We start from the raw sequence: 23130 nt of genomic DNA on the forward strand, positions 1-23130 counted from the left end.
ACGGGGGCCCGGAGCGGTCCCCGCCCGGGGTCATGTTCCCTACTTGCGCTTCTTCCGGCCCTTCGTGTCGGACTCCAGTTTCTTCCGATCACCGTTGGGGGAACCGTCCTCGAACTTCTCCGCGCGCTCACCCAGGGCCAGGTTGGGCGGGAACTCCTCCGGGAACTCCCCGAAGGCCTCGCGTGAGGCCTTGATGACCTGGCGGGCCATGGCCAGGTTGGCGCCGCCCCCCACCACGGCGCCCAGGCCGAACGGCAGCGCGCGGCCCCGCACCGCGCCGGACTGGCGGGCCAGGAACCGCTTGACGAACATGTTGCGGATCGAGCGGCCCACGTCGAAGCGCTTGGAGCTGTCCGGGGACTTGCCGAGCATCAGGCCCCACTTGCTCGTGAGGCTCTTGCTCGCGGACGAGCTGGACAGCAACTGGCCCATGAGCGCGCTCCCGTCCTCGCCGAGCATGAGTGCCATGATCATGGTCCGGTTCTGCTGCTCGTCCTTGGGCTCCACCCCGTGCAGTTCGGCCATGGCCTGCGCATACAGGGCCGTGGCCTCCAGGTAGCCCGCCACGGCGGCGGAGGACAGCCCGAGGGACGCGATGGTTCCGATCCCGGGGACCGCCGCGGTGGCACCCACGGTGCCGCCGCCCACGGTCACGGAGCGCAGGTAGAGCTTCTCGGCGCGCTTGGCGATCTGGGCGGGCGTCTCCTTGGGGTGCTGCGCACGCTCCCGCTTGAGCGCCTTGACCACCCACGGCTGCTGGATGCGCAGCACATGGTCCAGGAACTTGTTGACACCGGGCTTGGGTTTGCCGTTCTCGTCGAACGCCTTGTTCAGGGGGTTCAAGCCCATCAACGACCACTCCTCGAAACGGGTTGGGGGTGTTCGGCGGGTACCGCCGAAGACATCAGCACCACTATTCCACAGCGCGCAGCGATTTCGGTGTGCCCGACCCCCCGCGCATCATGCGCGCGGCCGACGACGCCGCCACGGCCCCGTCCCACGCGCGGCTCACCCCGGTACCGCATGACGGACCGCGTGCCCAGGCCCGGCCCTCCCCCGGGCTCAGCGCACGAACTCGGACCACGCGTGGAGCTTGCGCATGAGGTCCGTCTTCTTGGCAGCGTGCCCGGCCATTCGCTGCAGCACGGACGAGAGGGTTTGGATGGCCTCCACCACGAACGGGCCCTTGTTGAGCATCACGCACTCCGCGCGCTGGCCCTGGGCGGCGTCGGTGATCTCCGCCCGTGAGGGAACGCCCTTCTTGGCGAGACCCTCGAGCACCTGGGTGGCCCAGATGACCGGGACGTGGCCGGCCTCGCACAACCACAGGATCTCCTGTTGGACCTCGGCCATCCTTTCGAACCCGGTCTCCACGGCCAGGTCCCCGCGGGCGATCATCACACCGGAGTCCTGCCACCGCATGGCCGCGAGCAACATCATGGGCAGCTGCTCGAAACCGCCCACCGTCTCGATCTTCAGTGTCACGTCCATGGACGTGGCATTGAGCTCGGACAGCTGTTCCAGCAGATCCGCGACATCGTCCGCGCTGTGCACGAAGGACATGTTCACGATGTCCGCGTGCCGCGCCACGAAGCGCAGGTCCTCCCGGTCCCGCTCGGTCAGGGAGCGGATGCTGAGGTCCGTGTCCGGAAAGTTGATGCCCTTCTCCGCCTTGAGCTTGGTCCCCGCGGGCCCCGCGTGGGTGATCTCGAGGTCCATGTGCTCGGGTCCGGTGGAGCGGATCACGCCGCCCAGTTTGCCCTCGTCCAACCACACCCGCTGGCCCTCGCGGACGTCCCGGAACGCTTCCGGCAGGGTGCACCCGATCCGCGCCGGGGACTCGTCCGTCACGGCCACGGGCTCGGTGGAGTCGAGCAGGCGCAGGGTGTCCCCGATCCCGATGCGCAGGTACTGCTCGGTCTCGGGCAGTTCCCCCAGGATGGCCTCGGCGCCGTCGCGGGAGCGCAGCACGATCCCCGTGGCGAAGTAGACCGTCTTGGAGAACTCGACCAGGACGCCGTCGTCGTGCGCCTCGACCACGCGCAGGGTCCGGCCGGAATCGCGGGCGTCCCGCACATGGATCCGCTCCCCCTCGGTGCGCTCGGCGAGCCAGGCCGCGGGCATCACGGGAACGGAGGGGACGTCGTCGTCCGAGTGGGACGCGCCGAGCCACAGCCGCGCGGGACGAACGACGTGACCGGTCGCGTCCCGGTCCGGCTTGATCTTCTCCACGCGCGGACCGGGGGCCAGCGGACCCGTGCGGACCTTGGGCCCGGCCAGGTCCATCGCGATCCGCAGGTCACGACCGAACTCGGCGGCCGCATTACGCAGGTGCTCGATCATCCGGGACCACTCATCCGGTCCGTCGTGCGCACAGTTGATCCGTGCCACGTCCATCCCGGCGCCCACCATGCGGGCGACCAGAGCGGGATCGTCCGCCGCCTCGGATGGCATGGTGACCATGATCCGGGTGTCACGGTCCTCGGGTGCCTGACCGAGCAACCGCACGGTGTTGCGAGCCAGCGTGAGCGGTCCGGGGCGGGGATCCTCCCCCGGGAGAATGCCGGCGTCCAGGTCCGGCAACCGGGGCGGCTCCTGCCCCGCGACCGCAGCGAGCGTGTGGGCCACGGCGCTCAGGTGCTGCGCGACGTCGGACTCCATCCGGCCCAGCGAGGACAGACCCAGGGACGAGAGCTCGGCCTGCAGATCACGAACGTCCTGCGCGCGCACGGCGGCGTAGTCCACGAGGTTCGCGGCGGAGAAGCGGTGGCGAGGATTGACCCCGTTGATGTCCTCGAGCCGGGCCTCACGCGCGGCGCGCATCCGCTCGAACAGCTCGAGCACCCGGGTCAGGCACTCGCCCGCCCGTTCGCTGCGTTCGCGGTTGTCCTGCTGGCCGGTGCTCATGGTTCCTCCCGCTGCGGCGGTCTGCTCCGTGGCCTCCACCGTACGAAGCGCAGATCAACGGCAGGTGAACTCCGCCCGCGGGTCAGTGCGTGCTGAAGTCGGTGAACGACCCCGTGGGCGGGCCGAAGTGCTCGTCCACGGTGATCACCGCACCGGGGGTATCCCGGGAGATGAGCGCCTGCAGCAGCTCACCCACGGCCCAGCGCGGCCCCTCGGCCACGACGGTCACGGTGCCGTCCGGGTTGTTGGTGGCACTCCCCACGAGTCCCAGTTTCTCGGCCTGGCGCCAGCACCAGTAGCGGAACCCCACGCCCTGCACGGTCCCGTGCACCACGGCGGTGAGGGCGATGGTCTCGTTCAGGTCCAGCTTGTCCTGATTGCGGCCGGCTGACGCGGCGGGATGAATCGACGGCATCTCCATGACCCCAGCCTAGAAGACCCCAGCGTGGAAGACCCCGGTCGGAGCGACCCGGCAGACAGGGCACGCAGGTCAGGGGCGGCTATCAGGACCGGCTACCGGGGTCGGCTGTTAGGGCCAGCCGCCGGAGCCCGACCCATCCGGGCCTGATTCGCGGGGCCCGATCCGCCACGACCGGGCGTGAAAAATCGCCCGGTCCACGCGGACCCCGGTGGGGCCCGCCACGGACCGGGCGATCACGACTGACGAACGCCGCAGGTCAGCTCAGGTTCTCGAGCGCCTGTGCAATCGGTGTGTCACCGTCGGAGAACTCGATGAACTTCCCCGCGGTGCCACGCGGATCGGCGAGCGCCCGGGCGGCCACGAGGGCCACGTTGCCGCGCGCCGTCTTCCGCTCGTCGTCGCTGCCGGCGCGGCCCAGCGTGATCTCGCCCGAGGGGTCGTCGTCGGTGAGCGCCCCGGGGCCCAGGATGGTCCATTCGAGGGAACTCGCGCGCAGGTGGTCGTCCGCGTCCGCCTTGGACTGCGCGTAGGGGTAGAAGTCGTTGTCCTCGGGGACCCCGTGGTCCTGACCGGCGCCCATGTAGGACACCATGACGTAGTGCGTGACGCCGGCGGCCTGTGCGGCATCCATGGAACGGATCGCGGCGTCCCGGTCCACGGCGTACGTGCGCTCGGGGTCGCCCCCGCCCGCGCCCGCGGACCACACGACGGCGTCCTGGCCGGAGAACATCTCCGTCATGGCCTCAACGTCCAACTCCTGGACGTCCGCGACGACCGGGGTTGCCCCGGTGTTCTCCACGTCCTGGCTCTGCTCCCGCTTGCGGATCACCGCGTTGACGGTGTCCCCCTGCGTGGACAGCAATCGGCTCAGCTGCAGCGCCACCTTGCCGTGGCCACCGATGATCGTGATCTCGGACATTGCGGGTCCTTCCTGTCGGAACGGGTGTCGCGGGGACAGCGCGTGCCCCCGACATCCGGTACAGCATGCGTCAGCGGCGGATTATTCCGAACCCCCGGGGCCCACCCGGTACCCCTGCCGCCGCGCGATACGGGGGTCCGCCGCGCCCGGTGGGGCCGGAACGCCCCGGCCTCACGGGGCCGTCACACCCTGCGGGACCTCAGTTCTCGAGGCCGCCGGTGGCCAGGCTCGCGTTGAGCACCCGGGCGAGGGTCACCAGGTCTGCGTCCTGCTGTTCGGCGAGTGCGTCCGCGAGCACGCCCAGTAGGCCGTGGACCACGAACCGGTCCCGGATCTCGACGACGCCGCGGTCCTCCCCGCTCTCGCGATCCTCCCGGAGGCTGCGCAGACCCGTCATGGCGTGTTCCGCGACCGCCCCACGTGCCAGGGAGGGACCGGGCCCGCACAGCATGGCCCGGTAGAACTCCTGGTGCTCGCCCAGGTGCGCCACGAGCGGGGGCAGGACCAGGTCCAGCGGACTGGCCTCGCGGTTCTGCAGGGCGCTCGGGTCCAGGGGGAGGCGGGCCAGCAAGGATTGCGTGGCGCCGAGCAGCACCTGGTCCCGCGAGCCGAAGTTCTCGTACACGGCCTTGCGGCTGACCCCCGCGGCCTGCGCGATCTCGGTCATCCCCACCTGGGAGCCCCGGCGCGCGACCAGTTCGACGGCGGCTTCCACCACGGCCGCACGGGTGCGTTCGATCCGCCGGTCCATGTGCGCTCCAATATCAGGGTCGTAGAAAGGGTGCCCATCCATTGAACGCTCAAACAGGAAATTACGCGACAACCTAAAGGGTGAGACCCGAAAACCTCAGCGCGCGGGCGTAACCGCCTCCACGAGGAACACCCGCCCGTCCCCGCTCAGGGTCACCGTGCTCGGGGTCTCCAGGCAGATCAGGGACTCGCCCGACGTCGCTCGCGCACCCTCCGCGTCCGCGTCACCAGCAGAGCGCGCGGAGACCTCCACGTCCCCCTCGGTCACGAGCACCATGCACACCCCCGCGAGCTCCCGGGTGACGGGGCGCTGCGGGCTCACGCGCACCGCGGCCAGGGAGAGAGCGGGGTCCCACAGCGTGTACCGCACCACGCCGTCCTCGGCCTCGCGCGGTTCCAGGACGCTCACGGGTTGCTGGGCGGTGGCCATGACCCTCAGCAGTTCCGGGACGTCCACGTGCTTGGCGGTCAGACCAGCGCGCAGCACGTTGTCCGAGCACCCCATGATCTCCACCGCGGTGCCGCTGAGGTACGCGTGCACCTGTCGGTCCGGGGTGAACAGGGCTTGGCCGGGGGCCAGGTGCACCATGTTCATACACAGGGCCACGAGCAGACCCCGGTCACCCGGGTAGTGGTGGGTCAACAACCGGATCAGGTGCGTCGCGCGTTCCACGGGATCCGCCTCCGCGGACAACCGGGGTTTGTCCGCGTCCTCGCCGCGGGGCGAGGTGGCCGGGGTGGTATCCGCAGCGGTGACGCACGTGCGCACGGCGGCGGCAGCGGCGTCGTCGTCGAGCTCGAGCGCATACTGCACGGGACACTCGGACGCCGCGGCGTCCGCGAGCCACGGGAGGTTCAGTTCCCGGGCGAGGCGCTTCAGGTCGGCCCGGTCCTGCTGACCCGCGAGCAACCACATGGGTGACAGCGCCACGACCGTCTCCGGTTTGGCGCGCTCGTCCTTGTAATTACGGTGCGCGGAGTCCCGCGCGACGCCCGCGGCGTTCTCCCGCGCGAACCCCTCACGGGCCTGTTCCTCGGACGGGTGCACCTGGATGGACAGCGGCGCCGCGATCGCGAGGATCTTCAGGAGGAACGGCAGGTCGGGGGCCACTTCGTCCAGGCCGCGCTGGACCCCGTCGAGGGTCACCCGGGACGGAGCGCTCGCGTGGGCACCCATCCACAGCTCGGCCTCGGGTTCCTCGGTGGGTGCGGAGCGCCCCTGCATGCCGGCGAGGACCGATCGCGATCCCCACGCGTAGTGCTGGATCGGATTGGTCATCCTCAAGAACTCGGCCATGTCGAACATGTAACCACAGCGCCCCGGAAAACGCCGGACTACCGGGGTTCACCGATCCCGCTCACGTAGAATCGGGACGGTGACCACAGATCTTTCCTCATCATTCAAGGCGTACGACGTCCGCGGCATCGTGGGCGAGAGCATCACCGCGGACAGCGTGCGCGCCACCGGTGCCGCGTTCGTGGACGTCCTGGGCCTGGTCGGCTCCGGGGTGGTCGTGGGCGGCGACATGCGCCCCTCTTCCCCCGAGTTCGTGGAGGCGTTCGCGGCCGGCGCCACCCGCCGCGGTGCGGACGTCACGGTGATCGGCAGCATCTCCACGGACGAGCTGTACTTCGCGTGCGGCACCCTGGACAGCGCCGGCGTCACCTTCACCGCGAGCCACAACCCGGCCGAGTACAACGGCATCAAGATGGCCAAGGCCGGGGCCGTCCCCGTCTCCTCGGACACCGGCCTGTACGAGATCCGCGACGTCGCACAGCGCTACCTGGACGCCGGGGAGATCCCGGCCTCCGAGCACCGCGGCCAGGTCTCGCGCCGGGACGTACTGGGTGACTACGCCCATTACCTGCGCAGCCTGGTGGACCTCTCCGGGATCCGCCCCCTCAAGGTCGTGGTGGACGCGGGCAACGGGATGGCCGGGCTGACCACTCCGGCGGTGCTCGGGGACGCACTGTTGGACCCGCTGCCGCTCGAGATCGTCCCGCTGTACTTCGAGCTGGACGGCACGTTCCCCAACCACCCCGCCAACCCACTCGAGCCCGCCAACCTCGAGGACCTGCAGCGGGCCGTGCGCGAGCACGGTGCGGACATCGGGCTCGCGTTCGACGGCGACGCCGACCGCTGCTTCGTGGTGGACCAGAACGGTGATCCCGTCTCCCCGTCCGCGGTGGCCGCGATCGTCGCCGAGCGCGAGATCACCCGGGCCCGCGCCGCGGGTGAGGACCGGCCCGTGGTGATCCACAACCTCATCACGTCCAAGGCGGTCCCCGAGCGGATCGAGGCCTCGGGCGGGCGTGCCGTGCGCACGCGCGTGGGCCACTCCTTCATCAAGGCGGTCATGGCCTCCGAGCGCGCCGTCTTCGGCGGTGAGCACTCCGCGCACTACTACTTCAAGGACTTCTTCAACGCGGACACGGGCATGCTCGCCGCGATGCACGTGCTGGCCGCGCTGGGTGAACAGGACGCGCCGCTGAGCGATCTCATGCGCATGTACGACCCCTACGTGGCCTCCGGCGAGATCAACTCCGAGATCGAGGACAAGGCCGCCGCGGTGGACCGCGTCCGAGCCCACTTCGCGGCCACGGACCCCGCCGTGCAGGTCGAGGACATGGACGGCACCACGTTCACCCACCCCGAGCAGGGCTGGTGGTTCAACCTGCGTCCGTCCAACACCGAGCCGTTCCTGCGGCTCAACGTGGAGGCCCCGGACGCCGCCGCCATGGAGTCGGTGCGGGACACCGTCCTGCAGCTCGTCCGGCAGGACTGAGCCCGCCCGGGCGCCGCGGGTCCCACCCGCGGCACCCCCGCTCGAAACGCCATCCCCGGGCACCCGCCGCGGGCTGCCCGGGACGGCCCGCAGAACACGACGACGCCGCGCGGCCCAGGTGGCCACGCGGCGTCGTCGTCATGTCAGGGAGGCTCAGGCGTTCGCGGCGCGCGCCTCATCGTGGAGCATCCACTGGTCGGGACCGAAGATCTCGTAGTGAATGTTGCGCCCCGGCACACCCTTCTCGATGAGCTGCGAGCGCAGCGCCTTCATGAAGGGCAGGGGGCCGCACATGAACGCGTTGGTGTCCTCGTCCACGTCCAGGTCCACGTCCGCGATGTTCATGAAGCCCTCGTGGTCGCCCTCACCGGGGGTCTCCATCCAGGTGATCATCGTGGCGTTGGGCAGGCTGTCCACGAGACGCTCCATGATCTGGCGGCCGGGCCAGCGTTCCTTGGAATGATCCGCGTGCAGCACGGTGACCTTGCGCTGCGAACCCTCCTTGGCCAGGCGGTCCAGGAACGCGACGATGGGTGTGGTGCCGATGCCGGCCGAGGCCAGCACGAGCGAGCCGTGGCCCTCGTCCAACACCACGTCACCGTAGGGGTTGGAGATCTCCAGGACGTCGCCCTCGTTGATGTCCTCGTGCAGGATGGGCGTGACCTCGCCGTGGGGATCCTTGCGGATCACCACGCGGCGGTGGCCCTCCTGGGAGGGCACCAGTGTGAACTGGCGGGGCTGGCGGATCCCGTCCTTGACCTTGACCTGGATGGTCACGTACTGACCGGGGATGGAGCGGGTCAGCGGGGTGTCGTCCGCGGGTTCGAACTCGAACGCCACCACGCCTTCGGCAATGTCCTCCTTGGACACGAGTTTGAAGGGCGCGAACATGACGTCATTGGCCTGCTGACCGTAGAGGCCCTTCTCGAGCTTGATCAGCGCATCCGCCATGAGCCAGTACACCTCGTCCCATGCGGCCACGACCTCGGGGGTCGCGGCGTCACCCAGGTCCGCGGCGATGGCCCCGAACAGGTGCTCATGGACGGTGGGGTACTCCTCGGGCAGCAATCCCAGGGACGCGTGCTTGTGGGCCACGCGCGAGAGCACCTCGTCCGGGTAGGAGTCCGGGTGGTTGAGCAGGTGCGAGGCGAAGGCCGCGATGGAACCGGCAAGCGCCTGCGGCTGGGTGCCGTTCTTCTGGTTGGAACGGCTGAACATGCCGTCCAGCAGATCGGGGCGGGCGTTGAACATGGACTTGTAGAACTCGGGGGTGATCGCGGGGATCCGCTCGGCGATCACGCCGATGGTTTGCTCGATGACCGGGCGGGACTTCTGGGACAGCATGATGATTTCCTCTCATCGCGGTGTGACGAGAGTCAATTTAGCATTTGAAATGCACGTTAAAGAACCGACGCTCCACCCCTGGTGGCGGGGGTTCGCACGCTCGGGGGACGCAGCCCCAGTTGCACCGCGATGGGGCCCACCTGGCGGGGGTTCACGAGGTCCGCGATGGTGATGCCGTCCAGTTCCCGGTAGAAGGCCTCACGCGCCCCGGCCAGGGCCCGGCGCAGCCGGCAGCCGTGGTTGAGCGGGCACGCGGCCTCGTCCGCCTCGCACTCCACGATCGCGGTGTCCGCCTCCAGGATCCGCAGCACCTGGCCCACACTGGCCTCCCGGCCCTCGTCCGTGAGCATGACCCCGCCAGCGCGCCCGCGTTGCGAGCACAACAGGGACATCCCGCGCAGTTTGGCCACCGTCTTGGCCACGTGGTTGTACGGCGCCCCCACGCCGTCCGCGATGCGCTGCGTGGACATCATGGTGTCCGGGGGCAGCCCCCCCATGAGCAGCAGCACCCGCAGCGCGATGTCAGAAAAAGCTGTCAGCCGCACAGTTGTCCCTTCGTCACCGGCCCGCCCTCAGCCCACCGATGACGACGCCGCGCGGCCGGTCTGGCCGCGCGGCGTGATCATACAGGATGGCCCCGACCGCGTGACAACGCGGATCGGGAGACCGGCGTCAGCTGTTGCGCAACCGGTCCTCGAGCCCGGCGCGCTGTTCGAGGATCACCTCGGGCACGTCGCCGAGGCGCGCGAACCACTCGTCGATCCCGGGCAGTTCGTTGAGCCACTCGTCCTTGTCCACGCGCAGCGCGGCCTCGAGATCGGCGTCGGAGATGTCCAGGCCGGTCAGGTCCAGGTCCTCCTTGCCCGGGACCACACCCACGGGGGTCTCGTGTCCCTCCGCGGTGCCCTTGAGGCGTTCGACGATCCACTTGACCACGCGGGAGTTCTCCCCGAAGCCGGGCCACGCGAAACCGCCCTCCGGGGTGCGGCGGAACCAGTTGACGTAGTAGATCCGCGGCATGTTCTCCTCACCCACGCGGGCGCCGGTGTCCAGCCAGTGCTCCAGGTAGTCATTGACGTTGTAGCCGATGAACGGGAGCATGGCCATGGGGTCACGGCGCACCACACCCACGGCGCCCTTGGCGGCCGCGGTGGTCTCGGAGGACAGCGTGGCTCCCTGGAAGACGCCGTGTTCCCACCCGAAGGACTCGGAGACCAGAGGCACGGTCGTCTTGCGGCGGCCACCGAAGATGATCGCGGACAGCGGCACACCTTCGGGGTCGTCGTACTCGGGGGCCAGGATCTCGACCTGCTTGATGGGGGTGCAGAACCGGGAGTTGGGGTGCGCGGCGGGGCGGCCGGACTCGGGGGTCCAGTCGTTGCCCTTCCAGTCCGTGAGGTGCTCGGGGATGTCGTCGGTCATACCCTCCCACCACACGCCGCCGTCGTCGGTCAGCGCCACGTTGGTGAAGATGGTGTTGCCGCGTTCGATCGCCCGCATGGCGTTGGGGTTGGTGGACCACCCGGTGCCGGGTGCCACACCGAACAGGCCGGCCTCGGGGTTGACCACGCGCGGGGTGTGGTCCTTGCCGAAGCGGATCCAGGCGATGTCGTCCCCGACCATCTCGGCCTTCCAACCCTCGATGGTGGGCTCGAGCATCGCGAAGTTGGTCTTGCCGCACGCGGACGGGAACGCCCCCGCGATGTAGTGGGACTCCCCCTGCGGGTCGGTGATCTTGAGGATGAGCATGTGCTCGGCCAGCCAGCCCTCGTCATGGGCGATCGCCGAGGCGATGCGCAGCGCGTAGCACTTCTTGCCCAGCAGTGCGTTGCCGCCGTAACCGGAGCCGAAGGACCAGATGGCCCGGTCCTCGGGGAACTGCACGATGTACTTGGCGGGGTTGCACGGCCACGGCACGTCCTGCTCGCCGGGCCGCAGCGGGGCACCCAGGGAGTGGACGCACTCCACGAACTCCGCCTTGTCGCGGGACATCCTCTCGAGGACGGGCGTGCCGATCGTGGCCATGATCCGCATGGAGCACACCACGTAGGGCGAGTCCGTGATCTCCACGCCGTACTGGGGCTTCTGGGCGTCCAGGGAACCCATCACGAACGGGATCACGTACATGGTGCGGCCGCGCATGGCCCCATTGAAACGCTTGGTCAGCGTCTCCTTCATGGCCGTGGGGTCTTCCCAGTTGTTGGTGGGACCGGCACCCTTCTCGGTCTTGGTGCAGATGAACGTGCGCTCCTCCACGCGGGCCACGTCCTCGGGGTCCGAGAACGCCGCGAAGGAATTGGGGAGCTTCTCGTCCGAGAGCCGGACCAGGGTGCCCGCCTCCACCATGAGGTCGGTGAGCCGGGTCCACTCGGCTTCCGAACCGTCTGCCCAGTGGATGCGATCCGGCTGGGCCAGCTCGGCGATCCCACGCACCCAGTCCACGAGCTCCCGGTAATCCGTGGGGGGATTGTCCAGGGACTGCTGGACCTCGCGGTTCAGGGCGGTGGTCCCGGTGGTTGCTGTGCCGTTGTCAGCCATTGACATGTCTCCTCGTTGAGGCCGTCGTACGTGCCGCTTCCCGCCGAGGTGCGCCGCCCGTTCATGCTTGCCACGTCACTGTGGAACGGTTCCGGGGGCCGACCTCGCAGGGGGTTGCGCGCGGGTGTGCCTGGAGTCTATCGCGGGGGTGGCCTTCCGGAACGCGAGTTACACCACATCGCGGCCCCGACCACACGGCTCGCACCGCCCAGCCGCCCCGGCACCGCGAGGGCACCGCTCCGGCGCGATTTGTCGCCGGGCACCGGCGGGTGTAAGTTATTACCCGTTGCAAGGGCCTTGGTCGTTACTTCAGGAGCGCCTGTAGCTCAACGGATAGAGCATCTGACTACGGATCAGAAGGTTGTAGGTTCGAATCCTATCGGGCGCACTTCTTGTCGGACCCCGCATCCCCCAGGATGCGGGGTCCTTCTCATTCACCGCCGCGCCTCGGTATCAGGATCGGCTCCAGGATCGAGGTACCGCCGTGTCCCCTCTCACGACCCCTGTTCGTCGTCTCGCCCTGGGCGCCGCGGCGCTCGCGCTGGCTCTCACGGGGTGCGCGGCTCCCACCGATTCGGCGGCACCCTCCCCATCCGCCTCCGCGACCACGAGCGCTGCGGCCCCGACGACGACGCCCGCCGCGCAGTCACCGTCCCCCACCCGGGGCACGGAAGACGCGACGTCCCCCGCGGCGGCGGCGTCCCCGCAGGACGCCACCGATCACGCGGCGGCCGGGACCGCGCTGGCCGCGCTCGGTGACCTGCCCGTGAAGGGGCGCGCGCCCAAGACCGACTACTCGCGGGACCAGTTCGGCCCGCGCTGGGCGGACACCGATCACAACGGCTGCGACACTCGCAACGACATCCTGCGCCGGGACCTCACGGGGATCGCCGTCAAGCCGGGGACGCACGGGTGCAACGTGAGCTCCGGGGCGCTCGAGAGCCCGTACACCGGAGAGACGATCGACTTCGTGGCCGGGCAGGCCACGAGCTCACAGGTGCAGATCGATCACGTGGTCGCACTGTCGGACGCGTGGCAGAAGGGCGCGCAGCAGCTCGACGCCGCGCGGCGCACCGAACTCGCGAACGACCCGCTCAACCTGCTCGCCGTGGACGGGCCGAGCAACAACACCAAGTCGGACGCGGACGCCGCCACGTGGCTGCCGCCGCGCACCGGCGAGCGCTGCGAGTACGTGGCCACCCAGATCGCGGTCAAGCAGCGCTACGAGCTGTGGGTCACCGACGCCGAGAAGAACGCCATGGTGCGCGTGCTCGACACGTGCCCCGAGCAGCCGCTGCCCGAAGCGCGTTCCATCCTGGATCCCGCGGACTCACCCGCGGCTCCCGTGACCGAGGCGCCGGCTGCGCAAGCGGCAGCGGCCGAGGCGCCCTCGACTCCGGAGGCATCGGCTCCTGTGGCACCAGCTCCGGCCGCACCCGGTGCGGGCGCGGGATCCGATCCTGCGGACGCTGCCGTCGCGGAGGCCGAGGCGCCCGGTGCGGGAGCTCCGGGCGTTCCGGGTGCGGACGTCTACTTCTCGCGGTGCGCCGAGGCGCGCACGGCGGGGATGGCCCCGCTCTACGCCGGCACGCCGGGGTACCGTCCCGGCTTGGACGGCGACGGCGACGGCGTGGCCTGCGAGTCCAGGAGCTGAGCACCGGCTCGGGGTGAGCTCCACACCCGAGGGGACTCCGCATGAGCTCCATGCCCGTGGCGCATGGAACCGTGCGGGTTCTAGACCCCCGGGGTGTGGAAGCGCGTGAGGCGGGCGTCGGCGCCGTCGAGCACGGCCCAGTCCCCGGGGACCTCGAGCACCGCGGTGCCCCCGGTCGGGAAACCCGCGGCGGCATCCATCATGGCGTCCTGGTCCGAGTCACGAGAGGCCAGGCGCAGGACGGTGTCCAGCACCCCGGGCATGTGGGCGACCACCATGAGGGTGCGCACGGTTTCCGGGGCGTGGTTCACGGCCGCGATGATCTGCGCGTCCGTGGCGTCGTAGAGCCCGTCCCACAACTGCGGCGTGGGAGCCTTCTCCCCGAGTTCATGGCATACCCACGTGATGGTCTGGCGGGTGCGCAGCGCCGGGGACACCAGGATCATGTCCGGCGCGGCATGTTCGGCGAGCCACCGTCCCACGTCCGCGGCCTCACGGGCACCGCGCGTCACCAGGGGGCGGTCGTGGTCCGGGACGTCCCGCGGGAAGTCCGCTTCCCCGTGCCGCATGATCACCAGGTGCTTGAGGTCGTGGGGTGCCATGGGCCCCAGTGTGTCACGGCGGGGTGCAGCCCGGTCACGGAAGCAACGCGACGGCGCGCTCCCGGGTGAGCGCGGTCTCGCGACTGAGGAGGATTAGATGGAGTACTCGGGCGCGGCCCACACGACGACCTCGGGGTGGTCGTAGAACCGGTACCCCTGACCGCGAACGGTGCGCACGGTGTTGGCCAAGCGACCCAGCTTGGAACGCAACCGCCGCACGTGCACGTCGATCGTGCGCTCGGAGGGGACCTCCTCGGCGTCACCCCACAGGCTGTCGAGCAGCTCGGTGCGACCCACGGTGCGGGTGCCGTTCTCCACGAGGTAGTTGAGCAGTTCGAACTCGCGGTGGGTCAGGTTCAGCAGCTCCCCGTCCAGGAACACTTCGCGGCGGGAGAGGTCGATCAGCACGCCCACCCGCTGACGGTCAATCGCACTCCCGGCACCGGCCGCGGGCAGCGGCGCAATGGGTTCGATCACCGGGTCCGAGAACGTGGGGTCACCCAACGCGCTGCGCACGACTTCGAGATCCGTGCCTTCCGCGTGCACCGGGGCGAGGGCCACGGCGGCGTAGGAATCGGACTCGGGGACCGCGGAGCTGATGAACTGGCGGACGTCCTGCACGAGCTGCACGAGGTTGATCCCGCGGTCGGCGGCGGCTTGCTCGTCCACGCCCACGTAGATCACGAAGCCGCGGGCCTCAGTGGGCTGCTGCCCCGCGCCCGGTTGACGTTCCAGGCGTGAATCGGCACCGTGTTCGGCGGCGACGGAACGCAGGTGTCGGAAATCCTCAGCGGTCCCCACCATGCGATGCGCCCCGCGGGGTCGGGCCGTGGACTGGGCTCCACCCAGTCGGTGTCGCTGCGAGATGTGGACGTAACCCGGTGCGCCTGACATTCGAACCCCTGCCTCGTGATGCCCCCGTTCCCATGAATTCCCTGGAAAACGGCATTATCATCATGTTCTGCGACGCGCGGCTGGACTGGCAAGTAATATATGGGTTTTTTTCTCACATAGTGAGACCTACTCTTGATTCACGCGATCCCATGGCGAAATGGATTGCATTCTCGCCGAGATGAGGGGCTACTTCCCCGCTCGAGATGCTTTCCGAGAGCCGACGAGCGGGGCCTCAGTGCGCGACGCCGTACAGGCGGTCGCCCGCATCCCCGAGGCCGGGAACGATGTACGCGTTCTCGTCCAGTCGTTCGTCCACGGACGCCAGCACCACATTGACCTCGCTGTCGTCCAGTTCCCGGGTCAACCGGTCGAGGCCCTCGGGCGCCGCCAGCAAGCACACGCACGTGATCTGTTCGGCACCGCGGCGGTAGAGGAACTTGATGGCCTCGCTCAGCGTGCCACCCGTGGCGAGCATGGGATCGAGCACGTACACCTGACGGCCCGTGAGATCGTCCGGCAGCCGTTCGGCGTACGTGATGATGTCCAGCGTGGTGTCGTCACGCGCCATCCCCAGGAACCCGACCTCCGCGGTGGGGATCAACCGGGTCATCCCCTCGAGCATGCCCAGCCCCGCGCGCAGGATGGGCACCACGAGCGGCCGCGGGTACGCGAGCGCGATCCCCTGGGTCTCGGCCACCGGGGTCCGTACCGTGACCGGCTCCACGCGCACGTCCCGGGTCGCCTCGTACGCCAGCAGGGTGACCAGTTCCTCCACCAACAACCGGAACACCGGGGAGGAGGTGTCCTTGTCGCGCAGCACACTCAGTTTGTGGGCGACCAGGGGGTGATCCAAGACAGTGACTCGCATACCTCAGAATCTAGCAGCCGCCGCAGGGCCCGCGGACGTCACGGATTCATCACACGCCGGGGAAGATCAGCCGAGGGGACGAGGACGTGCCATAGGGTCATACGGGAGACTCGACATGGTTCTGCGCACGGCAATCCTCGGAAGGGACACCTGAATATGACGGCTCCGGTTCTCGAAACGGAGAATTTGGTCAAGATCTACGGCAGAGGAGAAACCCGCTTCGACGCCCTCAAGGGCATCAACCTGGAGATCGGCAAGGGCGAGTCCGTTGCGGTGGTGGGAAAATCCGGTTCGGGCAAATCCACTCTCATGCACCTGCTGGCGTTGCTGGACGCCCCCACGCACGGCGTCGTGGCCCTGGAGGGCAAGCCCACCGGGGATCTGAATGCCAAAGAACTCAACGAACTGCGCAATTCCGCGTTCGGTTTCGTGTTCCAGCAGTTCTTCCTGACCCCCAATCAGAGCGTGTTGGAAAACGTCACGCTCCCTCTGAAGATCGCGGGTGTTCCGGCCGGTGAGCGCAAACGCCGCGGCATGGAAGTCCTCGACCAACTGGACATGGCGGACAAGGCCGAGAACAAGGCCACCGATCTTTCGGGTGGTCAGAAACAGCGCGTGGTGATCGCGCGAGCCCTGATCAACGAACCCTCCGTGATCTTCGCGGACGAGCCCACCGGGAACCTGGACTCGGCAACGTCCCGGGTTGTGGAGGACATCCTCTTCGGGCTCAACCGGGACAAGGGCATCACCCTGGTGATCGTGACCCATGATCTGGACCTCGCGCAGCGGTGCTCCCGGCAGATCTACCTCGTGGACGGGCAGATCGTACCGACCCCGGAGGCGGCCACGAACGACGTCGTCGATCGGCAGCCGCGCCGCGCCGCGCACCCGGCGGGCGCCGACGACGCCACCGGGACCGTCCGGATCACCGAGCCCACGACCGGCGAGATGATCACCCTCAGCGAGGCCGACGCCGCCGAGCTCACCCGCGCCGCCCAGGAACCCGTGCGGCCGGGCAAGCACGCCGCCCCTTGGGCCACCAACACCCCACACCGCCCGACCGACCAGCCAGGAGCCACCGCGTGAAATTCCTCGATCTGCTGCGCACGGCGATCGCCAACACGTTCCGGTCCAAGGCCCGCACCATCCTGACCGTGATCGCCATCTTCATCGGTTCCTTCACGCTCACGCTGACCTCGGGCATCGGCACCGGCGTCAACGACTACATCGACAAGACCGTGGCCGCGTTCGGTAACCAGAACGCCCTGTACGTCCAGAAAGTGTCCGAGCGCTCCACCCCCGGCTCCGGCCAGGAGGACGGGCCCACCGAGTACGACCCCGAGCGGGCCAATGTGCAGACGGGGTTCGGTTCGATCGCAGGGCTCACGGACGCCGACATCGACAAGATCAGGGATATCGACGGCGTGGAGTCCGTGGACCCCATGTACATGGTCACGCCCACCTACCTGGAGGCCCCCGACGGCAAGAAGTTCCAGCTGAGCCTGGGCTCCCCGGCGGAAGCGGAAGGGCTGCAGCTGGAGGCCGGTGAGACCCCGGACCGGTCCGCGGACGAGATCCTGCTGCCCGCCTCCTGGGTGGCGCCCCTGGGCTTCGACTCCAACGAGGACGCCGTGGGCAAAACCGTGACGATCGCCATGCGCAACGCCGCCGGCGAGACCCGAGCCTTCGACGTCCGGGTCTCCGGCATCAGCCAGGCCTCCCTCGCGGGCGCGTCCACCAGCCCCATTCCCTCGTCGGAGCTGAACAGGAAGCTGTACGAGTACCAGACCTCGGGCTCACCCCGGGAGATGCCCAACACGTACTTCACCGCCACGGCCAACCTGAGCGACAACACCGAGGTGGGCCCCATCAAGTCCCAGCTCGCGGACGACGACATGCTGGGCATAACGGTCGAGGACCAGCTCGGGATGTTCCGGGCCGTGATCAACGGGATCGTGTGGATCCTCAACTCCTTCGCGATCATCGCGCTGCTCGCGGCCGGATTCGGCATCGTGAACACGCTGCTCATGTCCGTCCAGGAACGCACCCGCGAGATCGGGCTCATGAAGGCCATGGGGATGAGCGGGGGCAAGGTCTTCGGCCTGTTCTCCCTCGAGGCCATCTTCATCGGTTTCCTGGGCTCCGCGATCGGAGCCGCCGTGGGCATGGCCACCGGCAGCATCCTCAGCGGGGTCCTCTCCAACGGGTTGCTTTCCTCGCTGCCCGGGCTGAGTCTGTTCTTGTTCGACCCGCTCAAGATCGTGATCATCATCCTCGCAGTGATGTTCATCGCGTTCCTCGCCGGGACCATCCCCGCCATGCGGGCGGCCCGGCAGGATCCCATCAATGCCCTTCGATACGAGTAATCCCCCCACACTCACGCAGTATCACTCGCACGATGCACAGGAAGGACAGTCCTCATGAGCAACGACACCCCCAACAACAACCCGCACAACCCTCCGTACGGTGACCCGGGCGCGACCCAGCCCGTGCCGCCCCAGCCCCGCGGGCAGGGCGCAGTCAACGGCGCGCCCCAGGGCCAGCAGTACGGCATGACCGGCGGCAAGTACGGCACCTCGGAGTACAACCCCAACCAGTACACCGGCACCATGGGCCGCCCCTCCACGGTGGACAAGCTGCTCAAGCTGACCCTGGCGTCCCTGGGGCTCTACGTCCTCAACGGCATCATCGGCCTGATCGCGGCGAGCAGCGTGGACTACACCCAGATGTACCGCGACATGGGCCTGAGCACGGAAATGGCCGATCAGAGCGCGAGCCAGATGGCCATGACCACCGGCCCCGTCGCCAGCATCATCAGCCTGATCATCGGACTCGCGCTGTACTTCCTGGTCTACAACGGCCTGAAGAAGGGCAAGAACTGGGCTCGCATCCTGGGCACCGTCCTCGCGGCCATCGCCATCCTGAGCGGAATCTTCGGCCTGTTCGGTGTCTTCATCTACCCCGCGCCGTGGAACATCATCATGGCCATCCTGATGATCGTGAAGGTCGTGGTGGACATCCTGTGGATCGTGACCGCGTTCCGCGCCCCTACCTCCGCGTGGTTCAACCAGAACCGCGTCCAGCGCTGACACAGCGTGGCATTACCGCACACCGCCAGGTCCATCCAGCTCTCGGGCTGGATGGACCTGGCTCTGTCAGAGGCCCGCGCCACGGAAGGCACGGGGGACGTGCCGATCGGCGCCGTCGTCCTGGACCCGGACGGCCGGGTCATCGGGCGCGGGTACAACCGCCGCGAGGCCGACGGCGATCCCACCGCCCACGCCGAGGTCCTGGCCCTGCGAAAGGCTTCCCGCGCGCTGGGGTCCTGGCGGCTGGAAGGCTGCACCCTGGTGGTGACGCTCGAACCGTGCGCCATGTGCGCCGGGGCGATCGTGCTGGCTCGGGTGCCCACCGTGGTGTTCGGGGCATGGGACTCCAAGGCGGGGGCGTGCGGATCGGTGTTCGACATCGTGCGTGATCCGCGCCTGAACCACTGGGTGGAGGTCACGGGCGGGGTTCGCGAGGCCGAGTGCGCCGCCTTGCTGCACGAGTTCTTCCGGGGCCACCGCAACCCCTGAGCCGGTCCGCGCCCAGCCCTGGTTTGGAGGGGTTGCGCCCCGGGCTGTAAAGTGCTGGGAGTTGGTGACGTGTCCGAGCGGCCGAAGGTGCATCACTCGAAATGATGTTTGGTGTCAAAGCCAACGTGGGTTCAAATCCCACCGTCACCGCCAATTTTCGAGGCCCCTGCCTCCCCGAATTTCCGGGGGAACAGGGGCCTCGTTCATGACCGGAGCCGGTTCACCCCCGGCCCGCGAAGCCGTCCACGAGGGCCACGGACTCCGGAGTCCCGGAGCGCTCGGCGATCACGCTGATCTCCTCCGCCAGGTGGGTCTCGTACTCCGCGACGACGCCGCGGCGCAGCAAGCGCTTCGTGGACCCGTAGGAACCGGCGGTTCCCGCGACGAAACGGTCCTCCACCTCCGTCAATCGCTCGGCGAACTCCTCCGCCGAAACGGATTCAGCGGCAATCCCCCACTCGACCGCTTCCATCCCGGTGAGCCGGCGACCCCAGAGGGTCAGTTCCACCGAACGTTGATGACCCACTGCGCGGGGCAGCAGATAGGACACACCGGTGTCCGGCGTCAGGCCGATCGCGGCGTAGGCGGCGAGCACGGTGGCGTCCTCCCGGATGAGCGCCCAGTCGGAGTTGAGGATCAGCCCCAGTCCGGCCCCGGCCGCCGTGCCATTGACCCCGGCGATGATGAGCAGCCGCGAGCGCACCATGGCCAGGGCCAGATCCCGGGCCGCGGAGGCGAGTTCCCGCAGGAACCCGGGACGCTCGGTGGCCGGACGACCGGCCATGCCCTTGACGTCACCGCCCGCGCTGAAGAACCGCCCCGAACCCGTGAGGGTCAGCACGTGGACGGTGGGATCGGCTTCCGCCCGTCGCAGGGCGGACAGTGTCTCGCGCGCGAGGTCCAGGTCCACGGCGTTGCCGGTGGCCGCGCGGTCCCACACGATCCGCACCACGCCGGCTCTGTGCTCCACCCGGACGGCATCGGGGTGTTCCACGGTGTCCCCCTGCCTCATACCGGGCTCGTCCGTTCCGCCCGCAGTTCGCGCTTGAGCAACTTGCCGGACTGGTTGCGGGGCAGCTCCGCGACGAAGTCCACACGCTTGGGCACCTTGTAATCGGCCAGGCGGGCCTTCACATGGGAGCGCACCGACTCCGCGGTGAGCTCCGATCCCTCCTTGGGGACGATCACCGCCGTGACGGCCTCGATCCACCGTTCGTCCGGGAGCCCCACCACCGCGACCTCGGCGACGTCGGGCAGCTCGTAGATGCAGTCCTCGATCTCGCGAGGAGCCACCAGGACACCCCCGGTGTTGATCACGTCCTTGATCCGGTCCACCACCTGAATGTACCCCTGTTCGTCCTGCACCACCTGGTCCCCGGAACGGAACCAGCCGTCCACGAACGCGTCCGCCGTGGCCTCTGGCTTGTTCCAGTAGCCGGTCAGCAGCTGCGGGGAGCGGTACTGGATCTCCCCTGGCTCCCCGTGTTGAGCGACCCGACCCTCGGACGTGACCACCCGCGCCTCCACGTTGAACGCGGGACGCCCACACGACGCCGGACGGGCGTCGTGCTCGGCGGGTGTCAGGACGGTGCACAGGGGCCCGAGTTCCGACTGCCCGAAGCAGTTGTAGAACCCGATGCCCGGATAGCGGGAGCGCAACCGTTGCAGCACCGTGACGGGCATGATGGACGCGCCGTACTGCGCCTTGCGCAACGACGACAGGTCCCGAGTCTCGAGGTCGGGGTGATTGCTCAGCGGCACCCATACGGTGGGCGCCAGGAACAGCGAACCCACGTGCTCCTCCTCGACCAGCTGCAGGATCTCGGCGATATCCGGTTTCCGGGTCAATCGCACCGCCGCCCCCAGAGCGAGGTAGGGCAGCAGGAACACGTGCATGCCCGCCGAGTGGTAGAGCGGCATGGCCACGAGCGGACGGTCCTGCGCGGTCAGGTCCAGCGCGATGATCGCGGACGTGTACTCGGCCAACAGAGCGGCGTGCGTCATCATGGCGCCCTTGGGCGCGGACGTGGTGCCGGAGGTGTAAAGCAGCTGCAGCAGATCGTGGCCGCGCACCGTCACCCGGACGGCAGCGTCGTTGGCCCGGGGATCGAACGCGGTCTCCTGAAGCGAGGTGTCGTCGTCCTCGCCGCCGGGCAGCATGGGCAGGACGCGTTCGACGGCGCGTGCTCTCCCGGAGTCCCGGACCTGCGCCACGAGCGGCAACAGTTCGGGATCGGCAATCACCGTGGTGGCCCCGGAGTCCTCGAGGACGTACGCGAGCTCGTCCCCTTTCAGCGCGAAGTTGACGGGGACGTGCACGAGCCCCGCTTGGGCGCACGCGAGGTACAGGATCGCGTAGACGTCCGAGTTCACGCCGAACGCCGCGACGCGCGTCCCCGGGGTCAGGCCCGCATCGGCCAGGCGGCGCGCGACCCGCCGGACCGCGTCCCCCAGCTCCCGGTACGACCAGCACCGGTCCTGGAAGAGCAACGCGGTGGCACCGCCGTTGCGCGACACGGCCCGTTGCAGCAGAGCCCCCACGGTGTCGGCGCGGGCCTCGCCCTGCGGTTCGTCCTCGGTGGATGGCGGCGTATGTGGTGCGGGATCGGTCATGGCGGGGTTCCCCTCATGGTCGGGTCCTCGGAGTCGGCGCGGATCCGGGGACGACGGCGCTCCCCGGGTCCGCGCGCGTAGTAGCCACAGTGCCCAAATGCGGGGGTGTTGTCCAGATCACGCCAGCTCCGCGCCACATCCGCCCTCCTCGAATATCTAGTGGAGCAAAAGCAGCTCGGGGTGCTCGGATGCTGCTTCTACTCAGTAAAAGCAGAGGGGTGCAGGGGGCGCCCACATGCTGGACGCATATTGCACGTTTACTTACTAATAGGTAGAACTGGGGTATGGGCCACCCCGGGATCAAGGGATTCTTTCGTGCAGCCGCTGGAATCCTGAGCTACCCCCAGGACCCACGGTCCTTCGCGCAGGTCTTCGGCTCCCTGACGAGCGCACATTACACACGAGGCCGCATCACGCACGTGCGGCGCGAGACCCCCGACACCGTGACCCTGTTCTTCACCGCGGGTGAGGGGTGGATCCCGCACCGGGCGGGGCAGTGGGCGCGGATCGGCGTGGAAGTGGACGGGAAGCGGATCTGGCGTCCGTACTCCATCAGCGCCCCCGAACACGGTGACCCGTCGATCACCGTCAAAGCGCAGGGCCTGGTGTCCGAACACCTCGTTGAGCGCACCGCCCCGGGCAACGTGCTCTACCTGGAACGCCCCGAAGGACAGTTCCTGCTCCCGGACACCCCCACAGAATTGCTGTTCATGGTGGCCGGTTCCGGGATCACCCCGGTGATGTCCATGCTGCGGACCCTCATGCCGCGCAGGCCGGACCACGACGTCGTGCTGGTCTACGTGTCCCGGAGCCGGGAGTCGTGCATCTTCCACGACGAGATCCTGGAACTCGCGGACCAGTTCCCGGGTCTGCGGCCGGTCTTCTGGTTCACCGAGGAACGCGGCCGCCTCGACGCCTCCGACGCCGATGCCCTGGCCGAGCTGTGTCCCGATCACGCGGACCGGGTGACGTACGCGAGCGGCCCGGACTCGTTCGTCAGCGCCGTGGAGGACCTCTCGCGCAGCCACGGCGGCCCCCCCCGTGGTGGAACGCTTCGATGTCACCAGGCAGTTCAGCGGCGGCCAACGCGGGGAAGTTTGGTTCACCCGTTCCGAGATGACCCTGGGGGTGGGCCCGGACGAAACCGTCCTGGAGGCCGCCGAACGCGCGCAACACCAGCTGCCCCACGGATGCCGTATGGGCATCTGCCACAGTTGTCTGGTTCCCTTGACGGACGGGGCCGTGACCAACATCCG

At 68.8% G+C, this 23130-nt stretch carries 20 protein-coding genes, 2 tRNA genes and 2 pseudogenes; 10 read left to right on the forward strand and 14 right to left on the reverse strand.

Annotated features, from left to right (window positions below):
* Nucleotides 1–39 precede the first annotated feature (39 nt).
* From IE157_RS02760 to manA, 6 genes are all read right to left on the reverse strand, one after another.
* A complete protein-coding gene (locus tag IE157_RS02760; RefSeq protein ID WP_193519036.1) occupies nucleotides 40–849 on the reverse strand; it encodes a di- and tripeptidase in 810 nt (269 codons plus the stop codon).
* Between the two features lie 213 nt (nucleotides 850–1062).
* Nucleotides 1063–2907, reverse strand: a complete 1845-nt coding sequence (locus IE157_RS02765; protein WP_193519037.1) for a pyruvate kinase — start codon at nucleotides 2905–2907, stop codon at nucleotides 1063–1065.
* 82 nt (nucleotides 2908–2989) lie between these two features.
* Nucleotides 2990–3328: an acylphosphatase gene (locus IE157_RS02770; RefSeq protein WP_145003557.1), complete on the reverse strand. Its 339-nt coding sequence runs from the start codon at nucleotides 3326–3328 to the stop codon at nucleotides 2990–2992.
* A 256-nt stretch (nucleotides 3329–3584) separates the two neighbouring features.
* Nucleotides 3585–4247: an SDR family oxidoreductase gene (locus IE157_RS02775; protein WP_193519038.1), complete on the reverse strand. Its 663-nt coding sequence runs from the start codon at nucleotides 4245–4247 to the stop codon at nucleotides 3585–3587.
* Nucleotides 4248–4446: 199 nt separating this feature from the next.
* Nucleotides 4447–4998, reverse strand: a complete 552-nt coding sequence (locus IE157_RS02780) for a TetR/AcrR family transcriptional regulator (RefSeq protein WP_193519039.1) — start codon at nucleotides 4996–4998, stop codon at nucleotides 4447–4449.
* Between the two features lie 96 nt (nucleotides 4999–5094).
* A complete protein-coding gene (gene manA, locus IE157_RS02785; protein ID WP_064847440.1) occupies nucleotides 5095–6294 on the reverse strand; it encodes a mannose-6-phosphate isomerase, class I in 1200 nt (399 codons plus the stop codon).
* A gap of 79 nt (nucleotides 6295–6373) precedes the next feature.
* Here manA and IE157_RS02790 point away from each other — a divergent pair, with 79 nt between their 5' ends.
* Nucleotides 6374–7783 carry a phosphomannomutase/phosphoglucomutase gene (locus tag IE157_RS02790; RefSeq protein ID WP_064847432.1) on the forward strand — a complete coding sequence of 470 codons (1410 nt, stop codon included), beginning with the start codon at nucleotides 6374–6376 and terminating at the stop codon, nucleotides 7781–7783.
* 153 nt (nucleotides 7784–7936) lie between these two features.
* Here IE157_RS02790 and IE157_RS02795 read toward each other — a convergent pair whose 3' ends face one another.
* From IE157_RS02795 to IE157_RS02805, 3 genes are all read right to left on the reverse strand, one after another.
* Nucleotides 7937–9127: a globin domain-containing protein gene (locus IE157_RS02795; protein WP_064845130.1), complete on the reverse strand. Its 1191-nt coding sequence runs from the start codon at nucleotides 9125–9127 to the stop codon at nucleotides 7937–7939.
* Nucleotides 9128–9183: 56 nt separating this feature from the next.
* The gene (locus IE157_RS02800) at nucleotides 9184–9672 is read right to left on the reverse strand and encodes an RrF2 family transcriptional regulator (RefSeq protein WP_064845131.1); all 489 of its coding nucleotides are present in this window, start codon (nucleotides 9670–9672) and stop codon (nucleotides 9184–9186) included.
* Between the two features lie 127 nt (nucleotides 9673–9799).
* Complete coding sequence (locus tag IE157_RS02805) at nucleotides 9800–11665, reverse strand: phosphoenolpyruvate carboxykinase (GTP) (protein WP_193519040.1); 1866 nt, start codon at nucleotides 11663–11665, stop codon at nucleotides 9800–9802.
* A 315-nt stretch (nucleotides 11666–11980) separates the two neighbouring features.
* Here IE157_RS02805 and IE157_RS02810 point away from each other — a divergent pair.
* Together IE157_RS02810 and IE157_RS02815 are read left to right on the forward strand one after the other, a co-directional pair.
* Nucleotides 11981–12053, forward strand: a tRNA-Arg gene (locus IE157_RS02810).
* Between the two features lie 96 nt (nucleotides 12054–12149).
* The gene (locus IE157_RS02815) at nucleotides 12150–13319 is read left to right on the forward strand and encodes a GmrSD restriction endonuclease domain-containing protein (protein ID WP_193519041.1); all 1170 of its coding nucleotides are present in this window, start codon (nucleotides 12150–12152) and stop codon (nucleotides 13317–13319) included.
* 80 nt (nucleotides 13320–13399) lie between these two features.
* On the opposite strand, the gene IE157_RS02820 is transcribed toward IE157_RS02815, so the two are convergent.
* The 3 genes from IE157_RS02820 to upp form a co-directional block, all read right to left on the reverse strand.
* A complete protein-coding gene (locus IE157_RS02820; protein ID WP_193519042.1) occupies nucleotides 13400–13921 on the reverse strand; it encodes a SixA phosphatase family protein in 522 nt (173 codons plus the stop codon).
* Nucleotides 13922–14014: 93 nt separating this feature from the next.
* Nucleotides 14015–14815, reverse strand: coding sequence for a winged helix-turn-helix domain-containing protein (locus tag IE157_RS02825; RefSeq protein ID WP_085106103.1), 801 nt, complete (start codon nucleotides 14813–14815; stop codon nucleotides 14015–14017).
* 232 nt (nucleotides 14816–15047) lie between these two features.
* Complete coding sequence (gene upp, locus IE157_RS02830; protein ID WP_064845136.1) at nucleotides 15048–15683, reverse strand: uracil phosphoribosyltransferase; 636 nt, start codon at nucleotides 15681–15683, stop codon at nucleotides 15048–15050.
* 156 nt (nucleotides 15684–15839) lie between these two features.
* Here upp and IE157_RS02835 point away from each other — a divergent pair, with 156 nt between their 5' ends.
* From IE157_RS02835 to IE157_RS02855, 5 genes are all read left to right on the forward strand, one after another.
* Nucleotides 15840–16769 (forward strand): ABC transporter ATP-binding protein, encoded by a 930-nt coding sequence (locus tag IE157_RS02835; protein ID WP_064845137.1) that lies wholly within the window; start codon nucleotides 15840–15842, stop codon nucleotides 16767–16769.
* Nucleotides 16766–18049, forward strand: coding sequence for an ABC transporter permease (locus tag IE157_RS02840; protein ID WP_193519043.1), 1284 nt, complete (start codon nucleotides 16766–16768; stop codon nucleotides 18047–18049). Before IE157_RS02835 ends, IE157_RS02840 begins: the two co-directional genes overlap by 4 nt.
* Nucleotides 18050–18103: 54 nt before the next feature.
* Nucleotides 18104–18772 carry a DUF1129 domain-containing protein gene (locus IE157_RS02845; protein ID WP_167318031.1) on the forward strand — a complete coding sequence of 223 codons (669 nt, stop codon included), beginning with the start codon at nucleotides 18104–18106 and terminating at the stop codon, nucleotides 18770–18772.
* A gap of 6 nt (nucleotides 18773–18778) precedes the next feature.
* The gene (gene tadA / locus IE157_RS02850) at nucleotides 18779–19261 is read left to right on the forward strand and encodes a tRNA adenosine(34) deaminase TadA (protein ID WP_404820554.1); all 483 of its coding nucleotides are present in this window, start codon (nucleotides 18779–18781) and stop codon (nucleotides 19259–19261) included.
* Between the two features lie 63 nt (nucleotides 19262–19324).
* Nucleotides 19325–19414 (forward strand) — tRNA-Ser (locus IE157_RS02855).
* A gap of 67 nt (nucleotides 19415–19481) precedes the next feature.
* On the opposite strand, the gene IE157_RS02860 is transcribed toward IE157_RS02855, so the two are convergent.
* Both IE157_RS02860 and IE157_RS02865 read right to left on the reverse strand, forming a co-directional pair.
* Nucleotides 19482–20273, reverse strand: a complete 792-nt coding sequence (locus IE157_RS02860) for an enoyl-CoA hydratase/isomerase family protein (protein WP_193519044.1) — start codon at nucleotides 20271–20273, stop codon at nucleotides 19482–19484.
* Nucleotides 20270–21874 carry a fatty acyl-CoA synthetase gene (locus IE157_RS02865; RefSeq protein WP_193519045.1) on the reverse strand — a complete coding sequence of 535 codons (1605 nt, stop codon included), beginning with the start codon at nucleotides 21872–21874 and terminating at the stop codon, nucleotides 20270–20272. Before IE157_RS02865 ends, IE157_RS02860 begins: the two co-directional genes overlap by 4 nt.
* A 284-nt stretch (nucleotides 21875–22158) precedes the next feature.
* Here IE157_RS02865 and IE157_RS12775 point away from each other — a divergent pair.
* Nucleotides 22159–22821: pseudogene (locus IE157_RS12775) on the forward strand (FAD-binding oxidoreductase); the annotation flags it as partial.
* Between the two features lie 169 nt (nucleotides 22822–22990).
* Nucleotides 22991–23125 (forward strand): annotated as a pseudogene (locus IE157_RS12780) (2Fe-2S iron-sulfur cluster-binding protein); the annotation flags it as partial.
* Nucleotides 23126–23130: the final 5 nt, after the last annotated feature.

This window comes from Kocuria marina (assembly GCA_014652975.1).
In the GTDB taxonomy this organism is placed as follows: Bacteria; Actinomycetota; Actinomycetes; order Actinomycetales; family Micrococcaceae; genus Kocuria; species Kocuria marina.

What these genes read in the sequence shown, in the direction of transcription:
- upp (WP_064845136.1), bottom strand. Translation starts at nt 15,683, where the DNA reads ATGCGAGTCACTGTCTTGGATCACCCCCTGGTCGCCCACAAACTGAGT.
- manA (WP_064847440.1), bottom strand. Translation starts at nt 6,294, where the DNA reads ATGGCCGAGTTCTTGAGGATGACCAATCCGATCCAGCACTACGCGTGG.
- IE157_RS02775 (WP_193519038.1), bottom strand. Translation starts at nt 4,247, where the DNA reads ATGTCCGAGATCACGATCATCGGTGGCCACGGCAAGGTGGCGCTGCAG.
- IE157_RS02760 (WP_193519036.1), bottom strand. Translation starts at nt 849, where the DNA reads ATGGGCTTGAACCCCCTGAACAAGGCGTTCGACGAGAACGGCAAACCC.
- IE157_RS02795 (WP_064845130.1), bottom strand. Translation starts at nt 9,127, where the DNA reads ATGCTGTCCCAGAAGTCCCGCCCGGTCATCGAGCAAACCATCGGCGTG.
- IE157_RS02765 (WP_193519037.1), bottom strand. Translation starts at nt 2,907, where the DNA reads ATGAGCACCGGCCAGCAGGACAACCGCGAACGCAGCGAACGGGCGGGC.
- IE157_RS02845 (WP_167318031.1), top strand. Translation starts at nt 18,104, where the DNA reads ATGAGCAACGACACCCCCAACAACAACCCGCACAACCCTCCGTACGGT.
- IE157_RS02770 (WP_145003557.1), bottom strand. Translation starts at nt 3,328, where the DNA reads ATGGAGATGCCGTCGATTCATCCCGCCGCGTCAGCCGGCCGCAATCAG.
- IE157_RS02835 (WP_064845137.1), top strand. Translation starts at nt 15,840, where the DNA reads ATGACGGCTCCGGTTCTCGAAACGGAGAATTTGGTCAAGATCTACGGC.
- IE157_RS02780 (WP_193519039.1), bottom strand. Translation starts at nt 4,998, where the DNA reads ATGGACCGGCGGATCGAACGCACCCGTGCGGCCGTGGTGGAAGCCGCC.
- IE157_RS02825 (WP_085106103.1), bottom strand. Translation starts at nt 14,815, where the DNA reads ATGTCAGGCGCACCGGGTTACGTCCACATCTCGCAGCGACACCGACTG.
- IE157_RS02805 (WP_193519040.1), bottom strand. Translation starts at nt 11,665, where the DNA reads ATGGCTGACAACGGCACAGCAACCACCGGGACCACCGCCCTGAACCGC.
- IE157_RS02820 (WP_193519042.1), bottom strand. Translation starts at nt 13,921, where the DNA reads ATGGCACCCCACGACCTCAAGCACCTGGTGATCATGCGGCACGGGGAA.
- IE157_RS02860 (WP_193519044.1), bottom strand. Translation starts at nt 20,273, where the DNA reads ATGAGGCAGGGGGACACCGTGGAACACCCCGATGCCGTCCGGGTGGAG.
- IE157_RS02865 (WP_193519045.1), bottom strand. Translation starts at nt 21,874, where the DNA reads ATGACCGATCCCGCACCACATACGCCGCCATCCACCGAGGACGAACCG.